The sequence below is a fragment of the Algoriphagus limi genome (assembly GCF_024919275.1).
Taxonomy (GTDB): Bacteria; Bacteroidota; Bacteroidia; order Cytophagales; family Cyclobacteriaceae; genus Algoriphagus; species Algoriphagus limi.
Map to the genome: position 1 here is coordinate 773701 of NZ_JANWGH010000002.1, position 22440 is coordinate 796140.

Annotated in this window: 23 protein-coding genes; 14 read left to right on the forward strand and 9 right to left on the reverse strand. The window is 41.3% G+C overall.

All coding sequences use genetic code 11. From position 1 onward, the window contains the following. Positions 1-4: 4 nt before the first annotated feature. Entirely contained in the window at positions 5-1111 is a 1107-nt protein-coding gene (gene corA / locus NY014_RS11765; protein WP_259414776.1) for a magnesium/cobalt transporter CorA, read from the forward strand. Here corA and nadC read toward each other — a convergent pair. Both nadC and NY014_RS11775 read right to left on the reverse strand, forming a co-directional pair. Next, complete coding sequence (nadC, locus tag NY014_RS11770) at positions 1108-1965, reverse strand: carboxylating nicotinate-nucleotide diphosphorylase (RefSeq protein WP_259414777.1); 858 nt, start codon at positions 1963-1965, stop codon at positions 1108-1110. The genes corA and nadC overlap by 4 nt on opposite strands. A gap of 54 nt (positions 1966-2019) precedes the next feature. Further along, a complete protein-coding gene (locus NY014_RS11775; protein ID WP_259414778.1) occupies positions 2020-2346 on the reverse strand; it encodes a DUF4783 domain-containing protein in 327 nt (108 codons plus the stop codon). Positions 2347-2551: 205 nt separating this feature from the next. Here NY014_RS11775 and gpmI point away from each other — a divergent pair, with 205 nt between their 5' ends. Both gpmI and NY014_RS11785 read left to right on the forward strand, forming a co-directional pair. After that, positions 2552-4075, forward strand: a complete 1524-nt coding sequence (gpmI, locus tag NY014_RS11780) for a 2,3-bisphosphoglycerate-independent phosphoglycerate mutase (RefSeq protein ID WP_259414779.1) — start codon at positions 2552-2554, stop codon at positions 4073-4075. Next, positions 4075-4644 carry a hypothetical protein gene (locus tag NY014_RS11785; RefSeq protein WP_259414780.1) on the forward strand — a complete coding sequence of 190 codons (570 nt, stop codon included), beginning with the start codon at positions 4075-4077 and terminating at the stop codon, positions 4642-4644. The genes gpmI and NY014_RS11785 overlap by 1 nt, the downstream gene beginning before the upstream one ends. A gap of 54 nt (positions 4645-4698) precedes the next feature. On the opposite strand, the gene NY014_RS11790 is transcribed toward NY014_RS11785, so the two are convergent. Then, the gene (locus tag NY014_RS11790; protein ID WP_259414781.1) at positions 4699-6375 is read right to left on the reverse strand and encodes an amidase; all 1677 of its coding nucleotides are present in this window, start codon (positions 6373-6375) and stop codon (positions 4699-4701) included. A 75-nt stretch (positions 6376-6450) separates the two neighbouring features. On the opposite strand from NY014_RS11790, the gene NY014_RS11795 reads away from it, so the two are divergent. The 10 genes from NY014_RS11795 (at position 6451) to NY014_RS11840 (ending at position 16176) form a co-directional block, all read left to right on the forward strand. Then, positions 6451-6888, forward strand: coding sequence for a hypothetical protein (locus tag NY014_RS11795; RefSeq protein WP_259414782.1), 438 nt, complete (start codon positions 6451-6453; stop codon positions 6886-6888). 113 nt (positions 6889-7001) lie between these two features. Beyond that, positions 7002-9815: a DNA polymerase I gene (gene polA / locus NY014_RS11800; protein WP_259414783.1), complete on the forward strand. Its 2814-nt coding sequence runs from the start codon at positions 7002-7004 to the stop codon at positions 9813-9815. A gap of 2 nt (positions 9816-9817) precedes the next feature. Next, complete coding sequence (gene radA / locus NY014_RS11805) at positions 9818-11188, forward strand: DNA repair protein RadA (protein WP_259414784.1); 1371 nt, start codon at positions 9818-9820, stop codon at positions 11186-11188. 115 nt (positions 11189-11303) lie between these two features. Beyond that, positions 11304-11792: a YybH family protein gene (locus tag NY014_RS11810; RefSeq protein ID WP_259414785.1), complete on the forward strand. Its 489-nt coding sequence runs from the start codon at positions 11304-11306 to the stop codon at positions 11790-11792. A gap of 117 nt (positions 11793-11909) precedes the next feature. Beyond that, positions 11910-13673 carry an APC family permease gene (locus NY014_RS11815; protein WP_259414786.1) on the forward strand — a complete coding sequence of 588 codons (1764 nt, stop codon included), beginning with the start codon at positions 11910-11912 and terminating at the stop codon, positions 13671-13673. Between the two features lie 112 nt (positions 13674-13785). After that, positions 13786-14064, forward strand: coding sequence for a hypothetical protein (locus NY014_RS11820; RefSeq protein ID WP_259414787.1), 279 nt, complete (start codon positions 13786-13788; stop codon positions 14062-14064). Positions 14065-14076: 12 nt separating this feature from the next. Next, complete coding sequence (locus tag NY014_RS11825; protein ID WP_259414788.1) at positions 14077-14589, forward strand: RNA polymerase sigma factor; 513 nt, start codon at positions 14077-14079, stop codon at positions 14587-14589. Position 14590: 1 nt separating this feature from the next. After that, positions 14591-15304, forward strand: a complete 714-nt coding sequence (locus NY014_RS11830) for a hypothetical protein (protein WP_259414789.1) — start codon at positions 14591-14593, stop codon at positions 15302-15304. Positions 15305-15319: 15 nt separating this feature from the next. Continuing rightward, the gene (locus NY014_RS11835; RefSeq protein ID WP_259414790.1) at positions 15320-15514 is read left to right on the forward strand and encodes a hypothetical protein; all 195 of its coding nucleotides are present in this window, start codon (positions 15320-15322) and stop codon (positions 15512-15514) included. 110 nt (positions 15515-15624) lie between these two features. After that, the gene (locus NY014_RS11840; RefSeq protein WP_259414791.1) at positions 15625-16176 is read left to right on the forward strand and encodes a dihydrofolate reductase family protein; all 552 of its coding nucleotides are present in this window, start codon (positions 15625-15627) and stop codon (positions 16174-16176) included. A 19-nt stretch (positions 16177-16195) separates the two neighbouring features. Here the strand turns inward: NY014_RS11840 and NY014_RS11845 are convergent, their stop codons facing one another. The 6 genes from NY014_RS11845 to NY014_RS11870 form a co-directional block, all read right to left on the reverse strand. Continuing rightward, entirely contained in the window at positions 16196-17320 is a 1125-nt protein-coding gene (locus tag NY014_RS11845; RefSeq protein WP_259414792.1) for a glycosyltransferase, read from the reverse strand. Continuing rightward, positions 17296-18456, reverse strand: a complete 1161-nt coding sequence (locus tag NY014_RS11850; protein WP_259414793.1) for a glycosyltransferase family 4 protein — start codon at positions 18454-18456, stop codon at positions 17296-17298. Before NY014_RS11850 ends, NY014_RS11845 begins: the two co-directional genes overlap by 25 nt. Further along, complete coding sequence (locus tag NY014_RS11855; RefSeq protein WP_259414794.1) at positions 18449-19345, reverse strand: class I SAM-dependent methyltransferase; 897 nt, start codon at positions 19343-19345, stop codon at positions 18449-18451. The genes NY014_RS11850 and NY014_RS11855 overlap by 8 nt, the downstream gene beginning before the upstream one ends. A 3-nt stretch (positions 19346-19348) precedes the next feature. Next, complete coding sequence (locus tag NY014_RS11860) at positions 19349-20473, reverse strand: glycosyltransferase family 4 protein (RefSeq protein ID WP_259414795.1); 1125 nt, start codon at positions 20471-20473, stop codon at positions 19349-19351. A 90-nt stretch (positions 20474-20563) separates the two neighbouring features. Beyond that, complete coding sequence (locus tag NY014_RS11865; RefSeq protein WP_259414796.1) at positions 20564-21067, reverse strand: hypothetical protein; 504 nt, start codon at positions 21065-21067, stop codon at positions 20564-20566. Positions 21068-21169: 102 nt separating this feature from the next. Continuing rightward, positions 21170-21733, reverse strand: coding sequence for an LOG family protein (locus NY014_RS11870; RefSeq protein ID WP_259414797.1), 564 nt, complete (start codon positions 21731-21733; stop codon positions 21170-21172). Between the two features lie 109 nt (positions 21734-21842). Here NY014_RS11870 and NY014_RS11875 point away from each other — a divergent pair, with 109 nt between their 5' ends. After that, positions 21843-22424 carry a non-canonical purine NTP diphosphatase gene (locus NY014_RS11875; protein ID WP_259414798.1) on the forward strand — a complete coding sequence of 194 codons (582 nt, stop codon included), beginning with the start codon at positions 21843-21845 and terminating at the stop codon, positions 22422-22424. The last annotated feature ends 16 nt before the right edge of the window (positions 22425-22440 follow it).

The following is a 22440-nucleotide window of genomic DNA, read 5'->3' on the forward strand; positions in this document are numbered from 1 at the left end:
GCTCATGCCCCGAAATTCGAGTCTGAAGCAGTTTCAAAAAATTTTTAAATCCAAGAAGAAAAAGAAACCTGCTCACAAAGTGGGTTTGCCTCCAGCAGCATTAGTTTTTACAGGTGACCAAAAGCAGGAAGAGGTTTATATCAACTTGATCACTTATGACGAGGTGGATTTTTATGAGGAAAAGGTAAAACTCTCGCAGATCGAGGAGCATTTAAAGCTTCAAAAAAAGGTGGTTTGGATAGATGTCATCGGTTTGCATGATGTCGAATTGTTGGAACAGATCGGGCATTTATTTGGAATCCATAAGTTGACCTTGGAAGATATTCTCAATGTCAATCAACGGCCTAAAATGGAGGTATTTGAGGAGTATATTTTCACTACGCTTAAAATGATTCAGTGTGCAAGCCCAGAGTCACCAGTGGTGGATGAACAGGTGAGTTTTATATTGAAAAATAATGTCCTGATCACCTTTCAGGAAAAGAGCGGAGATGTTTTTCAGTTTGTCCGGGATCGATTGATGGATACCCAAAGGGCTATTCGAAAGCGAGGAACGGATTACTTGCTCTATGCCTTATTTGATGCCGTGGTTGACAATTACTTTGTGGTGATGGAAAATATTGGGGAGCGCATTGAGAATTTGGAATCTCAGGCCATGCTTGAGCCCGATAGCGAGACATTAAATTCCCTTTATCTGCAACGAAGGGAAATGATGGATCTGCGAAGGTCGGTATATCCGCTTCGGGAGGTAATTGGATCCTTTGATAAATATGCTGAGCATAAAATTTCCCCTGAGGTAAGGCCGTTTATTCGTGACTTGTATGAAAACACCATTCAAGTCATCGAAACCATGGAAGTTTTTCGCGATATGTCCTCAGGTGTTTTGGACCTCTACATGAACAGCCTTTCCAATCGAATGAACAATGTGATGAAAGTGCTGACAGTTATTTCCACTATTTTCATCCCTATGACATTCGTGGCAGGGGTATATGGAATGAATTTCAGGCATATGCCTGAATTGAATTGGGAGTATGGTTATTTCGTAACTCTGGGGGTGATGGGAGTCATGGCCCTAGGTATGGTTATTTATTTCTTGAGGAAAAAATGGCTTTAAAATGCTTTTAAGCTGATATCCATACTGCTCACAGAATGGGTCAAAGCTCCCATGGAAATATAATCTACTCCGCATTCAGCCACTGCTGCTAAAGTATCTTCCGTAATTCCCCCTGATGCTTCGATTCCCATTTTTCCATCGATCAGTTCCACAGCTTTTCGCATGGTGTCGTAGTCCATATTGTCGAGCATGATATAATCCACACCTCCTACTTCCAACACCTCAGCGACCTCATCTAGGTTTCGGGTTTCCACTTCAATTTTTAAATTAAGCTGGTTTTCCTGAAGGTATTTTTGGGTATTTCGGATGGCATTTTTGATGCCTCCGGCAAAATCCACATGATTGTCCTTCAGCATGATCATGTCATAGAGAGCAAATCGGTGATTTACACCTCCTCCGATGAGTACGGCCCATTTTTCAAGCAACCGGAAATTAGGAGTAGTCTTCCGGGTGTCCATCAGGCGAGCCTTGGTGTGAAGGATTTTTTGAGTTAGTCGGTGGGTCTTAGTAGCAATCCCGCTCATACGCTGCATGCAGTTTAAGACTAAGCGCTCTGACGAAAGAATGGAAGCAGCAGGTCCTTTTACCTCCAAACCGATATCTCCAAATTTTACTAAATCCCCATCCTTTTTGAACAAAGTGACTTCCAAACGAGGATCGAAGGTTTTAAAAATTCGCTCCGCCAATTCAACCCCGGCTAGGATTCCATCCCCTTTGATTAAAAGTTTTGCTTGTCCTTGAGTATCCGGTGAGAATGCAGATAGAGAAGAATAATCTCCAGGACCGATATCTTCAGCAAAAGCTGCTTGGATAAAGGCATCAAGGGCTGAATCAGTCAAATAGGATGGTTTCATGCCACAAAAATAGGCATCTTGGAAGGTTTACGTTCCCTTTTTTCCAAAAATCACTCAGGCTTTAACAAAGCCCAAGCTGTAAACCTCAATCTGAGAGTTTTGCTGATTGATTTTAATAAAGACCTTGTAATTGGTCTGACCGCTCTGATATTCTCCAATATAGGAGCTTATGCTTGGGTTGTTTTCACTTCTAAAAACGACTTGAAAACTAACCGGAGGGTTCTTTTTGAAAAAGTCGCGTAAAACCAATTCGGCCTGATTTTTTGAGAAATCTCCCTGCTGTCCATTGATGTTAAGGGAGATGCTATTTCCGAAATAGCGAGCCAGTTCACTACTCGATCCCGAATCGATTGCTACGATTACCGGATCGATAGAATCCATGCTTTTGGGTGTGTCCATAGGGGAAACCCAAAAGGTGAGGAAGAAAAGTAATAGTTTAAATCCAGTCATCGGCCCTCGAATAGACAAATACTAAGCCAAAAAAGCTGTACATCCTTGATTTTTTGTCCTCCATGAAAAAAAGTGAAAATCAAGTAAAGAAGTCGCTTCGAAAGGTCAATGGTAAGAAAAGTAATATATTTGCGACATGGAAAAGAATGTACTTTTAATGATTTTGGATGGCTGGGGAATTGCAACCAATCCAGCCGTGTCAGCCATTGACAAAGCCAAAACTCCTTATGTAGATAGTCTCTACGAAAAATACCCACATGCTACTTTGGAGGCTTCTGGTCTCGCAGTGGGTTTGCCGGAAGGCCAAATGGGAAATTCTGAAGTTGGTCATATGAATATCGGGGCTGGTAGAGTAGTCTATCAAGACCTTGTAAAAATCAATCAGGCAGTTGAAAATGGAGAGCTAAATCAGCATCCTATTCTTACTGAGGCATTTGAAAAAGTAAAATCAAATAAGAAAAAAGTACACTTTATCGGCTTGGTTTCCGACGGAGGTGTTCATGCTCATATCAATCATTTAAAAGGTCTATGTGATGCTGCTCATTTCCATGGATTGGAGAATGTTTTTGTGCATGCCTTTACTGATGGACGTGATACTGATCCCAAAAGTGGAGCTGGATTTTTGGCGGAGTTGGAAGAGCACATGGCAAAATCCACTGGCAAAATTGCTTCGGTAGTGGGCCGTTATTATGCCATGGATCGTGACAATCGTTGGGAACGTGTGAAATTGGCCTATGATGCCATGGTCCATGGAGAGGGAGAGAAGTCTAAAAATATTCAGGCCGCGATAAAGAAATCCTATGAAAATAATGTGACGGACGAATTTATCCGCCCTATCATTCATGTTGGTGCTGACAATAAACCTTTGGCTACCATTGACAATGGAGATATGGTGGTTTGCTTCAACTTCCGAACAGACCGCGGACGGGAAATCACTCAGGTCCTTACCCAGCGCGATTTCGAGGATTTCAATATGAAGAAGTTGGATTTGGATTACATCACTTTTACTAACTACGATGATACTTTTAAGGGAGTGAAAGTTTTGTTTGAAAAAGACAACTTGAAGAATACGCTTGGAGAGGTTTTGGCGAATGCTCATAAGAAACAGATCCGTATCGCTGAAACTGAAAAATATCCACACGTTACCTTTTTCTTTTCCGGAGGACGCGAAAAGGAATTTGAGGGAGAAAGCCGAATCCTTTGTCCTTCTCCAAAAGTAGCTACCTATGATCTCAAGCCTGAAATGAGCGCATACGAGATCGCTTCCAAGATCAATCCGGAATTCAAGAAAAAGTCAGCGAATTTCATTTGCCTTAATTTTGCAAATGCGGATATGGTGGGTCACACCGGAGACTTTGAAGCTGCGGTGAAAGCCTGTGAAGCAGTGGATGAATGTGCAAAAAGTGTGATTGATACAGCACTCGAAAATGACTACACAATAATCGTCATTGCGGATCATGGTAACTCAGATGTCATGATCAACGAAGATGGCACACCAAATACGGCACATACTACGAATTTGGTGCCTTTCATTATGGTCGATAAGCATGACCGATTCACACTAAAAAATGGAAAACTAGGGGATTTAGCGCCTACAATTCTAAAATTGATGGGTGTGGAAATTCCAAAAGAAATGACCGGACACATTTTGATAAGCTGATGAAAATCAACCTATTATTTCTTTTCGGAGCCTTTTTGTTTTTATTTTCTTCCTGTGAAAATGCCCCTGGAATTGCAAAGCCAGGGAAATTAGATCCTTTGCCTTATTACGATGTCAGCGGATTTATTGAAGCTGAGATTGGAAAAATGAATGGGGAAAAGGTCATCAAATCCACCCGCATAAACGGGAAAGAAGAAAGTGTGGAAGTCACGCTTTCACAAGAAGAGTGGCGGGAGGAATTGGATGCCTTTTTTCGGGCGGATATCAATAAACCATCTCTGGTGAGCTCCTACACCACCGAGCTTCAGGGGGATATCTTGATTCATCGCCTGAAGCCCGAAGCAAAAAATTCGGTACAGGAAATCCGTGTGCGGATTATCGATGATAGACCTATTTGGTTGACCTTCAGTATCGCCAAGGAAAGCATGTTTTATACTTCCTATGTCTTGGGAGAGGTTTATTTGAATCAGCGCACCCAAAAAATCGATCATTATGCGATCGAAACAACGCAGAAGATCTGGTTTTTGAGTCCTAACAACATGCGTGTCAAAGGGGCGGTTATACCTTGATGATTTTTAGGTAATAAAGAAAAAACGCCGGTCATCAATTTGACCGGCGTTTTTTTATTTATTGAAAAGTGGAGGTCGTTTAGCCTGCCAATCAGTATTTTTCTGGATGTAATTTCCTAACAAAACTAGCTTATCTTCTTCGAATAGGTTTCCAAGCAAAGTAATGGACGTTGGGCTTCCTCCTCTATTAAATCCATTTGGTAGACAAAGTGCTGGATGGCCAGTGAGGTTGGTGATTTGAAGTTGCTGGCCTCCATAGCTTGGGGTCACGATGACATCGTAATCCTTCATTAAGTCATGCATTTCCTGAATCAATACGCTTCGCTGACGAGCCAAGTTCACATATTCTACAGCCGGAATAAAGCGTGCAGCACGGAAAAGGTTTGGCCAGGCATTTCGATTTTGAGCAACTAATTCATCATCCCATCCTAGGCGGGTCAGTTCGTCAAATGCTGCTGCACCTTCTACCATCAGCATCATGGTCATAGGCCCTGCCGCTACGGAAGTTTCAAGCTCAACAGGATGTAATTCAAAACCTTCATTTTCTAAGAATTCCAAAACTTTTCGATCATTTTCAGAACTTCTATTTCCTTCAAAAAAGGACTTGAAATAGCCGATTTTAAGGCTTTTTGGATCTTTTTGTGCAGTATAGTTGAAAGCTGCTTCGATTGTGCTTGGATCTTTTTCATCCTTTCCATTTAACACGGAAAGTACAATAGCATTATCCAACGCAGATCGTGAGATGGGGCCGATTTTATCCATGGACCAACTCAAAGCCATCGCTCCATGTTTGCTGACGCGACCATAAGTGGGGCGAAGTCCAGTTACGCCATTTCGAGTACTTGGGGAAACGATAGATCCTAAGGTCTCTGTGCCTATTGCAAAAGGCACTAAACCTGCGCTAACAGCTGAAGCAGAACCTGCCGAAGAGCCACTCGATCCTTGCTCTAGATTCCAAGGGTTTTTGGTCACACCTCCATACCAAACATCACCCATAGCCAATGCGCCAAGGGTAAACTTGCCTACCAACACTGCTCCTGCTTGGTCGAGTTTTTCTACGATCTGAGCCGTTTCATCAATTTCTTGATCCTTATATGGAGCAGCTCCCCAGGTTGTCTTTGTTCCTTTTACTGCCAATAAGTCCTTGATACCATAAGGAATTCCATGCAAGGGCCCTCGATAGCGTCCTGAAGCCAACTCTGCATCCATGAGTCTAGCTTTTGCAAGTGCGTCTTCTTCCATCAAGGTGATCAAACACTGAAGGGTGTCAGAATAGGTTTTGATTCGATCAAGATAAATCTGCGTCAGGCGCTCACTGCTCAGCTGACCATTTCGGATCAGGACAGCCAATTCATGAACAGGCGTGTAGGCGATATCCACATCACTTGCTGGTAATGCAACGCTTTCAGCCAATCCGAAGTCAACTGGCATCTGACGAGTCTCAGGCTGAAAACCGATCGGGAGAGGATTGAATACCAATGCAGGAGCAATGGAATTATCCAATTTATATTCCCGTGAAGTTTGAAGGTTTGACAATTGAGTTTCAAGGCGGGAAATCATACTGTCTTTTTCTGCAGGAGAAAAGCTCAAACCGATAATTCCAGCAGCGCTGTCAATCGTCTGAGGGTTGATTTCACCTGCTAATTTCCCAAAGGTGAATCCCAAGGTCAGGGTGGAAATCATACCCAAAACCACAAACAAGGCAGAATGTCTTTTATTTTTTCGTTCCATAGGATAGTTTTACTATACTGCACAAACAAGCATCGTTCGAAGGTGTTTATTTAGCTGTAAAAATTCAAACCGTTCATGGATCAAAAAGCCGAATTCCCAATTTTCCCCATGCACTTTCGGGGACTTCTTTTGTTAGCGGGTATGTATACCGTGGCTTGGTCAGCTTTTTTCAAATGGTTTGGACCGGAATTGATTGCTTGGCTAGCTATTGTTTCGGGCCAATCATTTGATCTTCCCGCTGACTGGTATGGAAACTTGGGAATTGTGGTTGGCTTGGTGCTTTTCGTGTCGGCCTTTTATCCTGTAAGTTGGGTTTATTTGATTTTGGCTGGTATTACTGGGAAGCTCATTCTTGCGATTTGGTTTTCACTCGGCTTTTTACCAGAAATTGGTTGGAATAAGCGGACAGGTTTTCATTTGATAGTCAATGAATTACTTTGGCTAGTTCCTTTGATTTTGATTTTTCTCCGTGGCTTGCAAGTCAAGGAGTACCTGAGAAAGCAGGAAGAATAAACAGAGCCGTTTTACTTTTCATTTCGATTGAAATCTGCTAATAGCTGTCTCATTTGGCCATTAGGCAGGGGATTTTTTGTAACTTCATCGACTCATTTGGATGCAAAAAAACCATGACTCAAAAACAACCTCATAAGCTTTTTCTACTCGATGCCATGGCCCTCATCTACCGGGCTCATTTTGCTTTCAGCAAAAATCCCCGCATCAACTCCAAAGGATTGAATACCGGTGTTATGTTGGGATTTACCAACACGCTTTTGGAAGTTTTGAACAAGGAAAAGCCTTCCCATATTGCTGTAGCATTTGACACCTCGGCTCCGACTTTTCGCCATAAACAATATGAACCATACAAAGCCAATAGGCAAGAACAGCCGGAAGATATCACGGTAGGTACACCATGGGTTAAGGAAATTGTGAAAGCATTCAATATTCCGCTTTTGGAAATGGATGGCTATGAGGCAGATGATATCATTGGAACTATTGCCAAAAAAGCCGAAAAGGAATCCTTTACGGTCTACATGATGACTCCGGATAAGGATTATGGGCAGTTGGTGGATGACCATATTTTCCTGTATAAACCCGCCTTCATGGGAAATGGCGTTGAGGTAATGGGACCTAAGGAAGTTTGCGCCAAATGGGATATAGAGCATGTGGATCAAGTCACCGATATTTTGGGTCTAATGGGTGATGCCGTGGATAATATTCCGGGTATTCCTGGAATCGGAGCTAAAACTGCGACGAAATTGCTCAAGCAGTTTGGAAGTGTAGAAGAGCTGGTAAAAAACACCGATCAGCTCAAAGGAAAGCAAAAGGAAAATGTTGAAAACTTTGCTGAACAAGGATTGCTTTCAAAGGAGTTGGCCAAGATCAAAATCGATGTTCCAGTTGATTTTGTAGAGGAGGATCTCCGTTATGATGGATTTGATGAGGAAAAATTACGGGCCATTTTTAATGAGTTGGAATTCCGAACCCTTGCCAAGCGGGTATTTAAGGAAGAAGGCAAAAAAGCGGTCATCCAGCAAAATGAACAGCTAGGGCTCTTTGGAGATAGTTCGGCAGCTTCAGAGCTGGAATTTGAAGAGGAAAGTGTCAATCCGTCTTCTCCAGTAGTTTTGGAGACTATCGATAGTCGTTTTCATCATTATCACAAAGTGAAGGGAAAGGATGAGATCGAAAATTTGGTCGACTATCTGATGCTTCAAAAATCAGTATGTTTTGATACCGAAACTACTTCCTTGAATGCCATGGAAGCTGAGTTAGTTGGGCTCTCATTTTCTTATTTAAGCGGAGAAGCATACTACATCCCATGTCCTTCGGATCAGAAAGAAACCCATAAGATTCTGGACATCTTGAAGCCGTTTTTTGAAAATGAGAAAATCCTCAAGATTGGCCAGAATATCAAATACGATTTGCTGGTCCTTCGAAATTACGGAATTGATGTTCGGGGAAAACTTTATGATACCATGCTCGCCCATTATCTGATTGAGCCGGAGGGAAAGCATTCCATGGACTTTTTGGCGGAGCAATATTTGAATTACAAACCGGTTTCCATCACAGAATTGATTGGTAAAAAAGGCAAGGGCCAAGGCAATATGAGGGATGTGGATGAAGATACCGTGACAGCTTATGCTTCTGAAGACGCTGACATTACCTTGAGGCTGAAGGAAAAATTTGATCCAATCTTGAAGGAAAATGAGCTCGAAAAGTTGTTTTACGAGGTCGAAAACCCGCTTATCCCGGTCCTGACTGATATGGAATTCGAAGGAGTTCGAATTGATACCCATAGTTTGGCCGAGCTTTCGAAATCCTTGGATGAGGAAAGCAAAGAGATTGAGAAACGGGTTTATGAATTGGCTGGAGTTCGATTCAATTTAGCCTCTCCAAAGCAGTTGGGAGATGTACTTTTTGAAAAGTTAAAGCTGGATCCAAAAGCCAAAAAAACCAAAACAGGGCAATATGCTACTGGCGAAGAAATCTTGAGCAAGCTTGCGAATGAGCATGAAATAGCTCAGGCTATATTGGATTATCGGCAAATGGTCAAGTTGAAGTCTACTTATGTGGATGCACTTCCCAATATGATAAATTCGAAAACGGGACGAATTCATACAACCTACAATCAGTTTGTAGCAGCCACTGGTCGTCTATCCTCCATCAATCCCAACTTGCAGAACATTCCGATAAGAACGGATAGAGGAAAAGAAATCCGAAAGGCTTTTGTTCCTCGGGATGACAAGCATGTCCTATTTGCCGCAGATTATTCTCAGATCGAACTGCGGATTATGGCTGCTTTTTCCAAGGATGAGTCCATGATTGAGGCTTTCAAAAATGGACGGGATATTCACTCCACTACGGCCGCCAAAATCTTCCAAGTTCCCTTGGATAAGGTAACAGCAGATATGCGAAGGAAGGCTAAAACTGCCAATTTTGGAATCATCTATGGAATTTCAGCTTTTGGGCTTTCGCAGAGACTTTCAATCCCTCGAGGAGAAGCAAAGGAAATTATTGATGCTTATTTCAAGGAGTTCCCAGCAGTTAAAGCCTACATGGATGGAGTCATCGAAAAAGCTCGGAAGGATGAATATGTAGAGACTATTTTGGGACGCCGACGATACCTTCGAGATATCAACAGTCGGAATATGACCATGCGTGGATTTGCGGAGCGAAATGCTATCAATGCCCCAATCCAAGGTTCAGCTGCTGATTTGATCAAGGTGGCAATGATTCATGTTCATGATTGGATGAAAAAGGAAAAATTGAAGTCCAAGATGATTCTTCAAGTCCATGATGAATTGGTATTTGATGCTCATAAGCATGAAGTGGATCTTCTTCGCAAACATATCCCTGAGCTGATGGCATCTGCCATTAAATTGGATGTGCCAATCGAAGTGGAAGTGGGTGTTGGTAATGATTGGTTAGAAGCGCATTAAGAATGGCAAAAATAAAAACTGCCTTTTTCTGTCAGAATTGTGGAGCCCAAAGTCCCAAATGGCAAGGGAAGTGTCCCTCTTGTGGACAATGGAATACTTATGTGGAAGAGGTAATTCAGAAAGAGGAAGGCGGAAAAGGTACCTGGAAGCAAAGTACTGGAAATAAAAAAACAGCCACTCCTCAGAAGATCACGGAAGTCAATTATGAAGAACAGCCACGCTGGGTGACTGGAGATCCTGAATTGGATCGGGTGCTAGGAGGCGGGATTGTTCCGGGTTCTTTGGTCCTGATTGGTGGTGAACCGGGAATCGGGAAGTCAACCTTAATGCTTCAAATTGCTCTGACTTTAAAAGGGAAAACAGTTCTTTATGTTTCGGGAGAGGAATCGGAGGCACAAATAAAAATGCGTGCTGATCGAATGGCTGCTCAAAATCCCGATTGTTTTGTTCTTTCTGAAACCAATACCCAACAGATATTCCAACAAGTTGAACTGCTCAAGCCTGACTTCTTGGTCATTGATTCGATTCAGACTTTGAATAGCCAATATGTGGAGTCCGCAGCTGGATCTGTTTCTCAGGTAAGGGAATGTACGGCCGAATTGATGAAGTTTGCCAAGGAGACGGGAACGCCTGTTTTTTTGATTGGGCATGTTACAAAAGATGGGACAATTGCAGGACCGAAGGTATTGGAGCACATGGTGGATACTGTTCTGCAATTTGAAGGTGATCGACATTTGACCTATCGGATTTTGAGAACTTCCAAAAACCGTTTTGGATCCACTCATGAATTGGGGATATATGAAATGCGGGTTGATGGCCTTAGAATGGTAGCAAATCCTTCAGAAATTCTACTCACTCAACGTGAGGAAGTTTTGAATGGTGTGGCAATCGGAGCCATGATGGAAGGGAATCGTCCACTTTTAATTGAAATTCAATCCCTTGTAAGTCCAGCCACTTATGGTACTCCGCAAAGAAGTAGTACAGGACATGATGCGAAGCGGCTAAACATGTTGCTGGCAGTTCTGGAAAAGCGTGGCGGTATGCGCTTGGGAAATCAGGATGTGTTCTTGAATGTGGCTGGAGGAATGCGAGTAGATGATCCAGGGCTTGACTTGGCTGTTTGCGCCAGTTTGATTTCCAGCTATGAAGACACTCCTGTTTCAGAAAAGATTTGCTTTGCAGGGGAAGTAGGTTTGGGAGGTGAAGTTCGTGCGGTTTCCCGAATCGAAAACAGAATTTCCGAAGCAGAAAAGTTGGGTTTTGCCAAAATCGTTGTGTCCAAATATGCTGTTAAAGGCCTGGATTTGAAAAAGTATAAAATCCAGGTTTTACAGGTTAGCAAACTGGAAGAAATGTACCAGTTGATTTTTTAATTTGCTATTTGTTTAATTCCTAATTAGTAGAAAATCAGAGTTTTAACTTCCAAAACTCAAGTGCATTTTTTATTTTACTTAATCTTAAATCTGTTTAAACTTTAACCCGTGTGCCATGAAATACTTTGCATATTTCATTTTGATCCTCTTTTCTTTTTCCTGTGCTCAGAAAACTGAGCATTCAGAAATCGAAATTTCTCCAGTTCCCATGGTGGATATTCAAGCTGAATTGGATGCGATAGAGGAAACTAGAGCTGCTTTTCAATTGGCCATAAAGGAAAAAAGGTATGGAGACCTTGCTCAGTATTCCACTGATGATTTCATTGGTGTTTCTCCCGGAAGTGTAGAATGGTTGGAGTATAAGCGTGAGCGGGAACAAAAGCTGGGAATGTTCAGCTATGATAGTATTCGAATGCGCCCTCAAGAGACTGTGATCGTCAGTGATTCAGTGGCCTATGATTTTGGAACAAGTTCAGTTTTCTATACCAATTCAGAAGGAGAATCTGTAGAGTTATTCGATACGTTTTTAGTGATTCTCAAAAAGGATAAGAAGGATGGCATTTGGAAAATTCATAGAGAAGTTGCCTCTGCAATTATTGAGTAGTCAAGCCATTCTTCACTGAAGATCAGTTTTTGGGGAATTATAAGTACAGAGTTCTCAATTCTTTTAACTTTGGTATAGACGGTTCACGCTTTTACAATGGCGGGCCCGTTTCTGCAAATGAATAAAGTCCAGCATAAACTCAATCAGTTATCCGCGACAGCAATTTGCGGAAACGATATCAGCTCCTCAGTTTTGTATGTTTCTGCACTGGCAATAGCATTTGCAGGACAATATGCTTGGGTTACCCTTCTGATAGTTTCAGTTGTTTTGTTTCTTTTCAGAAAAATCTACGGTGAAGTGGTGGGAGCCTTGCCCTTGAATGGAGGGGCTTATAATGCCCTCTTAAACACTACAAGCAAGTCCACTGCATCCTTTGCCGCGACCCTCACAATATTGTCCTACATGGCAACGGCGGTAATTTCTGCCAATGAAGCCATCCATTACTTGCATCATTTAATCCCAGCAATGCCTATCATTCCTATGACCTTGGTCTTACTGGGCATTTTTGCTTTACTGACCATAGGAGGCATTTCAGAATCCGCCAAAGTTGCAATAGGAATTTTTATTTTCCATTTGGGTTCTTTGACGATTTTAAGTGGCTTCATCCTGTATTTTCTTTTTCAAAATGGATTTGGGACCCTATTTGATAACTGGCAGATGCCACTTTCCGGTGGTTCCATTTATACAGCCATCTTTTTAGGTTTTGCCGCTTCTATGTTGGGGGTATCTGGTTTTGAAAGCTCGGCAAACTTTGTTGAGGAGCAGGAGAAGGGCGTTTTTCCCAAAACCCTGAGAAATATGTGGGCCATAGTCAGTATAATAAATCCACTGATGGCTGTTTTTGCATTGGCTCTTTTTACTATTCCTGTTCTGCAAAGTGATGAATATCAAAACACCCTTTTGATAGAAATGGGTGAGCAGGTGGGAGGAGAGGGTCTTGCTATCATGGTTGCTTTGGATGCTTTTCTAGTGCTTAGCGGTGCAGTATTGACCAGTTTTGTAGGTGTGACAGGTTTGATTGAGCGAATGACATTGGATAGGATTATGCCTCCATTTTTTCTGAAGAAAAACAAAAGAGGAAGCTCTTTCAGAATCATCATCATGTTTTTCTTGCTCAGTGCCTCGGTTTTATTGATTACGGAGGGCAATGTCAAACTTTTGGCAGGGGTTTATACCATTTCCTTTCTTTCTGTAATGGCCCTTTTTGGGATAGGGAATATTCTATTGAAAATCAGGAGAAATAAGCTCCCTAGACCAGAGCGTGCTTCTTGGTTTGCAGTATTGATTGCAATAAGTGCGGTAATTATCGCGCTTATCGGAAATATCATTATGCCTCCGAAAGAAGGTCTTCCAAGTAATTTGTCCGTATTTCTGTACTACTTTATCCCATCCATCCTATTCATCATTATTATGTTGAATAGGACGGTTTTGTTGAAAGTATTGCTCAAAATCATCGATGCGATTTTTAATCCCGTTCAGCGATATTTCAAGCGATTGGATCGAAGAATTCTTCGAAATATCAATAAAATCAATTCCCAAGAGTTTGTCTTTTTCACCAAAGGAGATGACATCGCTACTTTGAATAAGGTCATGCTTTACATCAAAAAAAATGAGCATACGAGGAAACTTAAAATTGTGATTGTAAAAAATGATCTAGTGAAGGTTCCAGAGAAGCTGAAGGAGGAAATCGAGTTTTTGGATAAAGAATATCCTGAGATTAAAATTGAGTTTGTGGTGGAAGAAGGGAATTTCTCTCCTGAATTGATCAACAGTTTTTCCGAAAAATGGAATATCCCGATCAACTTTATGTTCATAGGTTCTCCCGGGGATAAGTTTCCATACAAGATCGAAGAATTGGGAGGTGTGCGCTTAATTATCTAATGGGTTTTTAAGCGGCAATTTTTGGGCTGATAAAAAATTTATATTCTCGACTGTAGTTTTTTGGTGCTTTTGTAGACTAACTGAGTAAAAGATTCACCAAAAAGAAATTCCAATGAAAACTACAGAAAATCATCAGACGCTACTATTCAAAGGAGCAGGCTACCTCATCGGAGCTTTGATCACCTTTGTGCTCGGTATAAGTTTATTTTTCATGACCGAAAACTTTGTGATTGCGCTTTCCTCATCTCTTCCCATCGGTACGACCTTCGGGATATTGATCGAACAAAAATTCCAAAAAGAGGAAGAACCTATGAATTCCCGGGCAACCAAGCTATTCGCTCGGCTCCTGCTTTTGGGTATCATCGTGTTTTTTGCAATCTTATTCCTATAAGTCAGACGGCTAATGGCCGATTCCCACATGCAGTCAGCTAAAGACATAGAAAAGGAGTTCATTGCAAGAATAGAAAAGCATCAGGCTATCCTTCACAAAATTTGCTTCGTCTATGCAAAGGATGAATCGGATCGCAAGGATTTATATCAGGAAATGATCCTTCAATTATGGAAGTCCTACCCAAAATTCCGGGGTGATTCGGCTTTTTCCACGTGGATGTATAGAGTCGCTTTGAATACGGCAATCACCCAAACCAAAAAGCCGAATTTGTTACTTCTTCATGTTGAAGCACCTTCATTTGGGGAAGATATGGGAAAAACTATGGATGCATCTGAAGATGTCAAAATTCTCTATCGGGCAATTTCCCAATTAAACAAAATTGAGAAAGCGATTATCCTGCTTTGGCTGGATGAAAAATCCTATGAAGAAATTGCTGATACGATAGGTATAAGTGTCAAAAATGTAAGTGTAAAGCTGGTTCGTATCAAAGCTAAACTGGCTGATTTGATTCAAAAGCTTCAATAAAATGGAACCCATAGATTTAGAAAAATATAAAGCAGCCTGGAAAAGAGATCCTTATTTTCAAGAGCAAAAGCTCTCTGAAAAAGAAATCACACAATTCGTAAAATCTTCTTCCAAAAATATTCGGGCTCAATTCAAGTCTGCTTTGATTTTGGATATCATTTTAAAATCCATCCTAATCTTAGCGGTACTCTTTCTTTTCATTTCCCCAATTGGATCGAACCCTCTTCCATTATTGATTTTTCTAGTCATTTTGATAGGAGGAATGATTATTCAATTTCGGGTTCTAAAGAAGCTACCATTTCTGGATTCAGAATTAAAAGCGGTCGAGAGTTTGAAGGCTTCAATTGAATTTTATTATCAAGAATATTTGAAAACCTTGTACGTAAGCGCTTCAACAAGCACCATGGTTTTCTTAATCGGCTCCTATTTCTATTTGCTGCACAAGTATGGTCAAGTTCCAGCTTTCGAATGGGACGATTATGTGGTTTTTGGAATCGGGATTTTGCTCAGTTTTGGAATCAGTTTTTTCTCTCAGCGAAAATTCAATCAATTCAAAATCAATCAATTGGAAGAATGCTTGAATGATGCGGGGGAAATCGAGGTGGATGAATCTTACATTCAAAACCATCGGTCAGATCGGAAAATGCATCTCCTGATTTTTGGGATAGTATTCATACTGGGCCTAGCCTTATTTCTGTATTTAATATTCAAATAAACCTAATCCCTCAAGATGGAATCAAAACAAAAAATTAGCTGGAATGTCATTCGGACTATCCTTTTTATTACGATCGGGTTAATGAATACTGTTTTTGTAAAAGCGGAGGATGTGGGGAGTTTTAAAAATTACCTTGGCTATGCTTTGTTGGTTCTGGGCTTGATAGATGCCTTTTTTCTTATTCGTTCAAAACTCAAAAAAGCTAATTAATTATAGTCTTTGGAATCTTTTCAGCTTAGTTTTTCTAGATTCTGAAATCTTTTCAAAAAAAGTCATCTTTGGTATCTTCTTCCGGGTCGGAGGAAAGCAGTTGGATCAATATGGAAAAAAGAAATAAAGTCTACATCGGAACCAGTTTAGACGGATTTATTGCAGATAAAGAAGGAGGGCTTGATTGGTTGGATTCCATTCCAAATACAGACCAGATTGACATGGGATATGGAGCTTTTATGGCTCAAGTTGATGCTTTGGTGATGGGAAGAAATACCTTCGATACTGTATGTGGATTTGATATTGATTGGCCTTATGATAAACCTGTTTTTGTATTAAGTCATACTTTGAAACAGGTTCCTGAGTCTTTACAAGACAAGGTCCAAATAGTCTGTGGATCACTCCAAGAGGTTCTTGAAGAGATCCGTAGACAAGGGTATAGGCGATTATATATCGATGGAGGAAAGACGATTCAAAGTTTTTTGAGGGAAGATTTAATCGATGAAATGACCATTACCACTATACCAATTCTTCTGGGCTCGGGGATTCCTTTGTTTGGAGAACTGGAGAAACCTCTGCTTTTTGAATGTCTCTCTTCTCAGATTTTTCTAGGAAAAATTGTTCAGAGCCATTATGTCAGAAAAAGACATTCTGAATTTTAAAACACCAGATTGAGTAAGTTTACTTTTTGCTCAGGTGTTTGAAAACTTCCAAATACTGCTCAGTGACATAATCCCAGTTGTATTTTTGAGTGAGTCCGTATCGAGCTGTTTTTCGTAAGTTTTCCAACTCTCCAGGATTCTTTTCAGCCATTTCTACCAATTCCTTCACCGAGTTTTCATTCTTCTCAAAATACCAGCCATGCTTCCCGTTTTGTAGCATTTCTTGGTTGAAAGGGGTATTCAGCGCTAAAATAGCACAGCCATAGCCCAAGGCTTTGAGCATGGCTGGATTGGTGCCTCCATATTCATGTCCATGAAAATAGGCGTAGCAATGCGAATATAAAGCCGCCAGTTCCATAGGGTCTGTTACATAGCCAGTGAATAGCAGTCTTGGATCCTGAATTTCCTTAAGTCTATTTGCCCAAGCATCTTGGTAAGGCACATCTCCTACTACAACTAATTTCCGATTGGAATCGGATTTTAAAAAACCTTCGATTATCAGATCCGCATTGTTATCAGGCACTAACCTACCGACGATCAAATAATAGTCACGGCTATCGAGGAGCCATCTGGAAAGTGGTTCTGGAGAAACTGATTCTTTTGGATTAGCACCGTAGGCAATGACCACAGAATCCTTGTTGAATAGCTCCAAATAAACCCTTCTCATCTCATCGGAATCGTTGATGATTTGATCGTAAAATTTGGTTGCCAATTTGGAGGCCCAATAAAAATACTTGGCTCCAAGTCCTTTCCATTTCGGGCGAAGCCATTCCAATCCATCCACGTTGATGGCTGTGGGTTTGCCAAAAAGACGAGCCAAAAGTCCAAAAGGTCCATTACCCGAATTGACTACAAAAATCACATCCACATCTGAGAAGCAGGCGTGGATCATGGAAAAAAAGGTATGGGTCAACTGAGTCAGGCTCTTCGATTCAATAGCCGGGGTATAAATGCACTCGATTCCATTAACCCAACGTGGTTTTTCAGGGAAAAGAGCACGGTGATTGTAGACTCGAATGTGCACTCCTTTAGCAACCAGGCGCTCTCCCAATTCCTTAATCATGGTATCATAGCCACCATAGACATAAGGATAGCCTTTCGCTCCCATGATGGCAACTTTCAGCTTCTTTTCAGATGTTGCCATAAGTGGTTTTTGATATTTTCTTTAAAAGCTTCCAAACTAAACTCCTTCAATACTCGGTCCTGACCAGCTTTCCCCATTTTTTCACGAAGATTTTTATCTTCGATTAGCTGATTTAGGGCTTTTATTCCCTGATTCACATCTCCAATAGGGATCAAAAACCCTGTTTTTCCTTCCTCTACCATTTCAACAGCTCCCCCGCTTTTTGTGGCGACTATGGGTTTTCCGGCGGCCATAGCTTCCAAAATAACAGTAGGAAAAGAGTCCGGTAAAACCGAAGGCAAGACAAAAATATCCAAAGAGGCCATGATTTGGGGAATATCTTCCCGAAATCCCAAATAAGAAACTTTTGCGCTCAATCCATCCTTCTCAATTTTTTGAAGAAGTTCTTCGAGAATTGGTTCATAGCCAGGAAAAGGATCGCCCACCAAAACAAAATGAAGGTTAGAATTCTTCGAAATCAACTCTTGAGTCATTTCTAGGAAAAAACCTTGCCCCTTTCCGGGATTAATCCTTCCTACCATTCCAATCAAAATTTGATCGGGGGATAATCCCAATTCCTCTCGGAGGGTAGGTTTTGCATTTAAATAGGGCTCATAGGGAATCCCGTTATAAATGACGCTTAGCTTGGCTTTCTTGAGTTTGGATTGCCAGTGATTTCCTACCGATTTTGAAACTGCAATTGGATGTGGTGTAGTGGAGTCCAGCATTTTGGAAAGCCACCAAACAAGAGGTTTTGGCCCTAGCAGTATTTCATGGATATGCCAAGTATGGGGAATTTGCTTCTTCTTCGCCCAATAAGCACCAATTACCACCGCAAGCGTATTGGAGAAGACAAGTTCGAATTGGTAGCTTTGATGGAGTTTTGTCAGAAAATTAAAAGCTTCACGATTTTTCTGAGCTCTATTGAAAAGCCCCCAAGGGCTAAGGTATTTCCTTCTTAAAATCCCGAGATTTTGAATAAAAACAGGGACTTCTTCCTTTTCCAAGAGACTTTGAATAGGGCCTTCGTTGGTGAGCACAACTATCGGACGAAATCCTTCCTCTTGATAAACACGCAAGACTTGCAGGAAAATCTTTCCTGAGCCATAGAGCTCTGATGAACTTTGAAGAAAAAGGATATTTCGGGAATCAGACATTTCGTTGGAAATAAAGCCCTACTATTCCTGATTTTCCAAAAAAAGTGGAAATAAACTCAATCACCCAGGCAAAAGGCAGAGCCAAAGCTAGCATGACCAATAGACCAAGTGATTTCTTTCGCTTGAGTCGAAGAATGATATTGTCCCGAAAACCTATTTGGGAAAGCAAGACTTGAAGCATCCCCAAAACGCCCAAATGAATGGAAAAACTCCTTGAACCAACAGCCACAAATCCCATTTTTGCCAGTTCTTTTTTTAGTCCCTCTTCAGTCCAATGTGTTAAATGTTTGGGAATATCCCAATGCATCCATAGTTTCTCGCCAAACCTAGCCTGCCAGGAGTTGGATCTCGGAACTTCAATGTAAAGAATTCCCTTTTCAGCCAAATTTTCCTGTAGCAATTCCTTCAGCGTAGCGATGGGTCTTGGCAAGTGTTCAAGCACATGATTCAGGGTAATCAGGTCATATTTTTTCTCGCCAATGAGTCCAGTTTCATAAAATTGATTCAAGACTTTCACCCCGTACTTTTCCTGGGCAAAATCCGCTCTTGCTTTTTCTGTTTCTATTCCGATGCCTTCCCATCTCAATTTTTTGGCTACGGCTAGAAACTGACCTTTACCTGAGCCAAAGTCCAATAAGCGTATGGCCGTTGGATTCATTTTTTTGGCACCGATTAGGATTTTTCTAGCCTCTCTAAAAATGATCTTTTCAAAAATAGATTGTCGATTGTCCACAATTTGATAGACCTCATCCCGATAAAGGGATCCTTCATCTATTTCTTCCGGAATCCAAGTCCAGCTAACTCCACAATTGGAGCAAGAAATAATCGAAAAAGGGATTGGGTTTGATTGGGGAGTAGAATGACAGACCGGACAGGAGATTTGCCGCATGGTTTACTTACCGGGATTCAGAATAACCTGATGAAAAGCTTCGATGAATTTTTTTGCCGAAAAGTCCTCAGCCCTCTTTTTTCCTTTTTCAATCAATTGGGCCCGCAGGTCATTTTCTTGACTCAAAAGTATCATTTTTTTAGTCAAGTCTTCCAAACTTCCGGTTTGGAAAGGCATTCCAGCTCCATTTGCTACCTCTAGAAGGGCTTCCTGATCGGAATGAATTACTGGTACTCCAAAACCCATGGATTCAACAATTGGGATTCCAAAACCCTCATTTTGCGAAGGAAAGACATAGGCAAATGCTTGAGAATACAAAGCTTTGATTGCTCCATCGCTTACATAGCCGGGAAGAATCACTTGATTTTCCAATTGAAGGTCTTCCACCAGTTTTTGTACAATGGGAAAATCATCCATTTGCTTGCTTTGACCAGCTCCTCCAGCTAAAACCAACTTTTTGTCAGATCCAGTTTGAGTCAAAAATTCTGAATAGGCTTTGACAAGTAAAGGCAGGTTTTTTCGACGATCGAAAGTCCCTATGTGAAGAAAATAGCCCTCTTTTTCTAGCTGATGATTTTTTAAAATGGTTGGCTCAATGGGATCATGAAGCATTTTTGGGGCTTGGTAGATGACATTGATCGGCCAATCATTGCCCAAATATTGAATCAGTGATTTTTTGGAATAGTAAGTAGTGGTGATAATTTCTGTATTCTCTTTAAGTCCTTTTGCAATCAGGTTAAGAAAGTACTTCCGCCACCACTTTGGGTAATTTTGAGGCATTTGCCAAAAAAATGCATCGTGGAAAACAGTAAGCCTACGACAGTTCAGCGATGCCGCAGGTGAAACAAAATCCGGACAAATTAGGACATCGGGCTTATGTTTTTTTACCAAATCGGGAAGTTGGAATTCTTTCCACCTCAGGTAGTCCAAATGGTAATTCAGTCGTTGAATCTTGGATTGAGGGAATTTGTAATTATTGTCTGCTGCTTGTTTTTCGGGCTCATGCGTAAATATCCAATGTACGTCGGGATGGCTATACCTTCTCGCGGCTTTTGCCAGTTCCATCATATAGGTTTTGATCCCTGAGGTGGCGACGTTTAAATATTGGAGGTCAAGCAGGACATTCATGCCCGCTCAATTTCAGTATTTTTTTCAAGGGGAGAAACCTTCTTCACTAAAATTTGTGGAGGCTTCAATTTTTGGAAATGGGAAAAATTATCAGCTAGCCTTTAACTTCAATTCTCCATGTCGTTTGATCACCCGAATTCCGAAATGCTGATTGATAAAAGCTTTGCAGTGATTTTCAGCCCATTCGGCACGGGATTCAGTATCGTAAAGAATGGTCATCCGAAGCATGGTTTTGACATAAGGCTCGTATTGACCCAAATCCCGTACGTATTGGATAAAGGTTTTTTCCCAGTCCTCTTTGAACTTGTCAAAGTGTGACTTTCCATCAAAAAGCAATTCCAACTGATTGTCTCCATTCACATAGCGGTACACTCCGCATAGCTGACGGTAAATCATTCGAATCCTATCCATGGGAAATTCGAAATTATCCAAAATGGCTGCATAGGTAGAATCCATCAATTGCAGCGGATTGTAAAGGTAGGTGTAGGAGCGCTTGAGCTCATAAACCATTTGCTCCAAAAGCTCTTCCTCCATGGCAAATTGTGCCTGACGGAGGATGTAGTTTTTGTCTAAAGGGAAAAGCTTTTGGATCATGATAAAAAGAATTGTAGCAAAAATAGAAAAAATCCACTTATCAGTGAAATCTCCCGGTTAATTGGCGTGGTTTTGCCAAATATTATTTTAAGAAATTCCAAATCACCAATCCGATGGTCTCCTGGCTTGGTATGCAGCCATTCTATCCAATAACTCAGCTGGATCATCTGAAATAATCACTAATTCTTCCTGCTCCGGATACAAAAAACCTTGGTCTTTTGCATGCTTGAGAAAGTCAATCAGTTTATCGAAATATCCATTCACATTATACAGCCCCAAAGGCTTTTGAATGTAGTGTAGCTGATTCAAGGTCATGATTTCAAAGAGTTCCTCTAAGGTCCCGATTCCTCCTGGCATAGCAATAAATCCATCTCCGCGTTCTGCCATGAGCCATTTTCGGTCCCGCATCGTCTCTACAATAATTAATTCCGTGCATCCATTATGCGCTACTTCCCGATCCACGAGTTTTTGTGGGATTACTCCTAAAACCTCCTGTCCGGCGGCCAGCATTTCATCAGCGATCACACCCATGAGTCCGACACGTCCTGCTCCGTATACTAGGGACAAATCTCTTCGGATCATTTCCTGAGCCAATGCCTTTGCTCCTGCTTCGAATGCAGGTGAATTTCCTTTTCTTGATCCGCAATAAATGGTAATCTTTTTCATGATTGGGTATAAAAAATGAATGGTTAAGATAGCCGATTGATCAGGATTGGCAATGCCTATTTCCAAAAAGGCTTCAGATTTTTTCCCTTGGATTTTTCTAATTTTGGGGATGAAAATTTGCTTCGCTACCAATAATCCCAAGAAAATTGAAGAGGTGAAGGCGGCCTTAGAAGGAGAGGTTGAAATTGTCTCCCTTCGTGAAATTGGCTGTCAGGAAGAATTACCCGAAACAGGAGATACACTCGATCACAATGCATTTCAAAAGGCCCGATATGTCAAAGAGCACTATGGGGTGGATTGTTTTGCGGATGATACTGGGCTAGAAGTGGAAGCTCTTCAAGGAGCGCCAGGGGTATATTCAGGTCGTTATGCCGGTGAACCTCGATCTGATGAGCGAAATGTGGATTTGCTTTTGAAGAATCTGGAGGGGAAAACTGATCGAAAAGCTCAGTTTCGAACCGTGATTGCACTAATTTTAGACGGAAAGGAATATTCCTTCGAGGGAGTTGCGAAAGGTGAAATAATTAATCAACGGAGAGGTTATAAAGGTTTTGGTTATGATCCCGTTTTTGTTCCAGAAGGGAAGAATGAAACATTTGCAGAGCTGAGTTTGGAGGAAAAAAATAAGATTTCCCACCGTGGAAAGGCTGTAGCTCAATTAGTGGACTTTTTAAAGCAGAAAAATTCCTAAACTTGTGAGCAAATTC

Coding starts and splice junctions, on each gene's coding strand:
- corA (WP_259414776.1), top strand. CDS start 5: ATGCCCCGAAATTCGAGTCTGAAGCAGTTTCAAAAAATTTTTAAATCC.
- nadC (WP_259414777.1), bottom strand. CDS start 1,965: ATGAAACCATCCTATTTGACTGATTCAGCCCTTGATGCCTTTATCCAA.
- NY014_RS11775 (WP_259414778.1), bottom strand. CDS start 2,346: ATGGATTCTATCGATCCGGTAATCGTAGCAATCGATTCGGGATCGAGT.
- gpmI (WP_259414779.1), top strand. CDS start 2,552: ATGGAAAAGAATGTACTTTTAATGATTTTGGATGGCTGGGGAATTGCA.
- NY014_RS11785 (WP_259414780.1), top strand. CDS start 4,075: ATGAAAATCAACCTATTATTTCTTTTCGGAGCCTTTTTGTTTTTATTT.
- NY014_RS11790 (WP_259414781.1), bottom strand. CDS start 6,375: ATGGAACGAAAAAATAAAAGACATTCTGCCTTGTTTGTGGTTTTGGGT.
- NY014_RS11795 (WP_259414782.1), top strand. CDS start 6,451: ATGGATCAAAAAGCCGAATTCCCAATTTTCCCCATGCACTTTCGGGGA.
- polA (WP_259414783.1), top strand. CDS start 7,002: ATGACTCAAAAACAACCTCATAAGCTTTTTCTACTCGATGCCATGGCC.
- radA (WP_259414784.1), top strand. CDS start 9,818: ATGGCAAAAATAAAAACTGCCTTTTTCTGTCAGAATTGTGGAGCCCAA.
- NY014_RS11810 (WP_259414785.1), top strand. CDS start 11,304: ATGAAATACTTTGCATATTTCATTTTGATCCTCTTTTCTTTTTCCTGT.
- NY014_RS11815 (WP_259414786.1), top strand. CDS start 11,910: ATGAATAAAGTCCAGCATAAACTCAATCAGTTATCCGCGACAGCAATT.
- NY014_RS11820 (WP_259414787.1), top strand. CDS start 13,786: ATGAAAACTACAGAAAATCATCAGACGCTACTATTCAAAGGAGCAGGC.
- NY014_RS11825 (WP_259414788.1), top strand. CDS start 14,077: ATGGCCGATTCCCACATGCAGTCAGCTAAAGACATAGAAAAGGAGTTC.
- NY014_RS11830 (WP_259414789.1), top strand. CDS start 14,591: ATGGAACCCATAGATTTAGAAAAATATAAAGCAGCCTGGAAAAGAGAT.
- NY014_RS11835 (WP_259414790.1), top strand. CDS start 15,320: ATGGAATCAAAACAAAAAATTAGCTGGAATGTCATTCGGACTATCCTT.
- NY014_RS11840 (WP_259414791.1), top strand. CDS start 15,625: ATGGAAAAAAGAAATAAAGTCTACATCGGAACCAGTTTAGACGGATTT.
- NY014_RS11845 (WP_259414792.1), bottom strand. CDS start 17,320: ATGGCAACATCTGAAAAGAAGCTGAAAGTTGCCATCATGGGAGCGAAA.
- NY014_RS11850 (WP_259414793.1), bottom strand. CDS start 18,456: ATGTCTGATTCCCGAAATATCCTTTTTCTTCAAAGTTCATCAGAGCTC.
- NY014_RS11855 (WP_259414794.1), bottom strand. CDS start 19,345: ATGCGGCAAATCTCCTGTCCGGTCTGTCATTCTACTCCCCAATCAAAC.
- NY014_RS11860 (WP_259414795.1), bottom strand. CDS start 20,473: ATGAATGTCCTGCTTGACCTCCAATATTTAAACGTCGCCACCTCAGGG.
- NY014_RS11865 (WP_259414796.1), bottom strand. CDS start 21,067: ATGATCCAAAAGCTTTTCCCTTTAGACAAAAACTACATCCTCCGTCAG.
- NY014_RS11870 (WP_259414797.1), bottom strand. CDS start 21,733: ATGAAAAAGATTACCATTTATTGCGGATCAAGAAAAGGAAATTCACCT.
- NY014_RS11875 (WP_259414798.1), top strand. CDS start 21,843: ATGAAAATTTGCTTCGCTACCAATAATCCCAAGAAAATTGAAGAGGTG.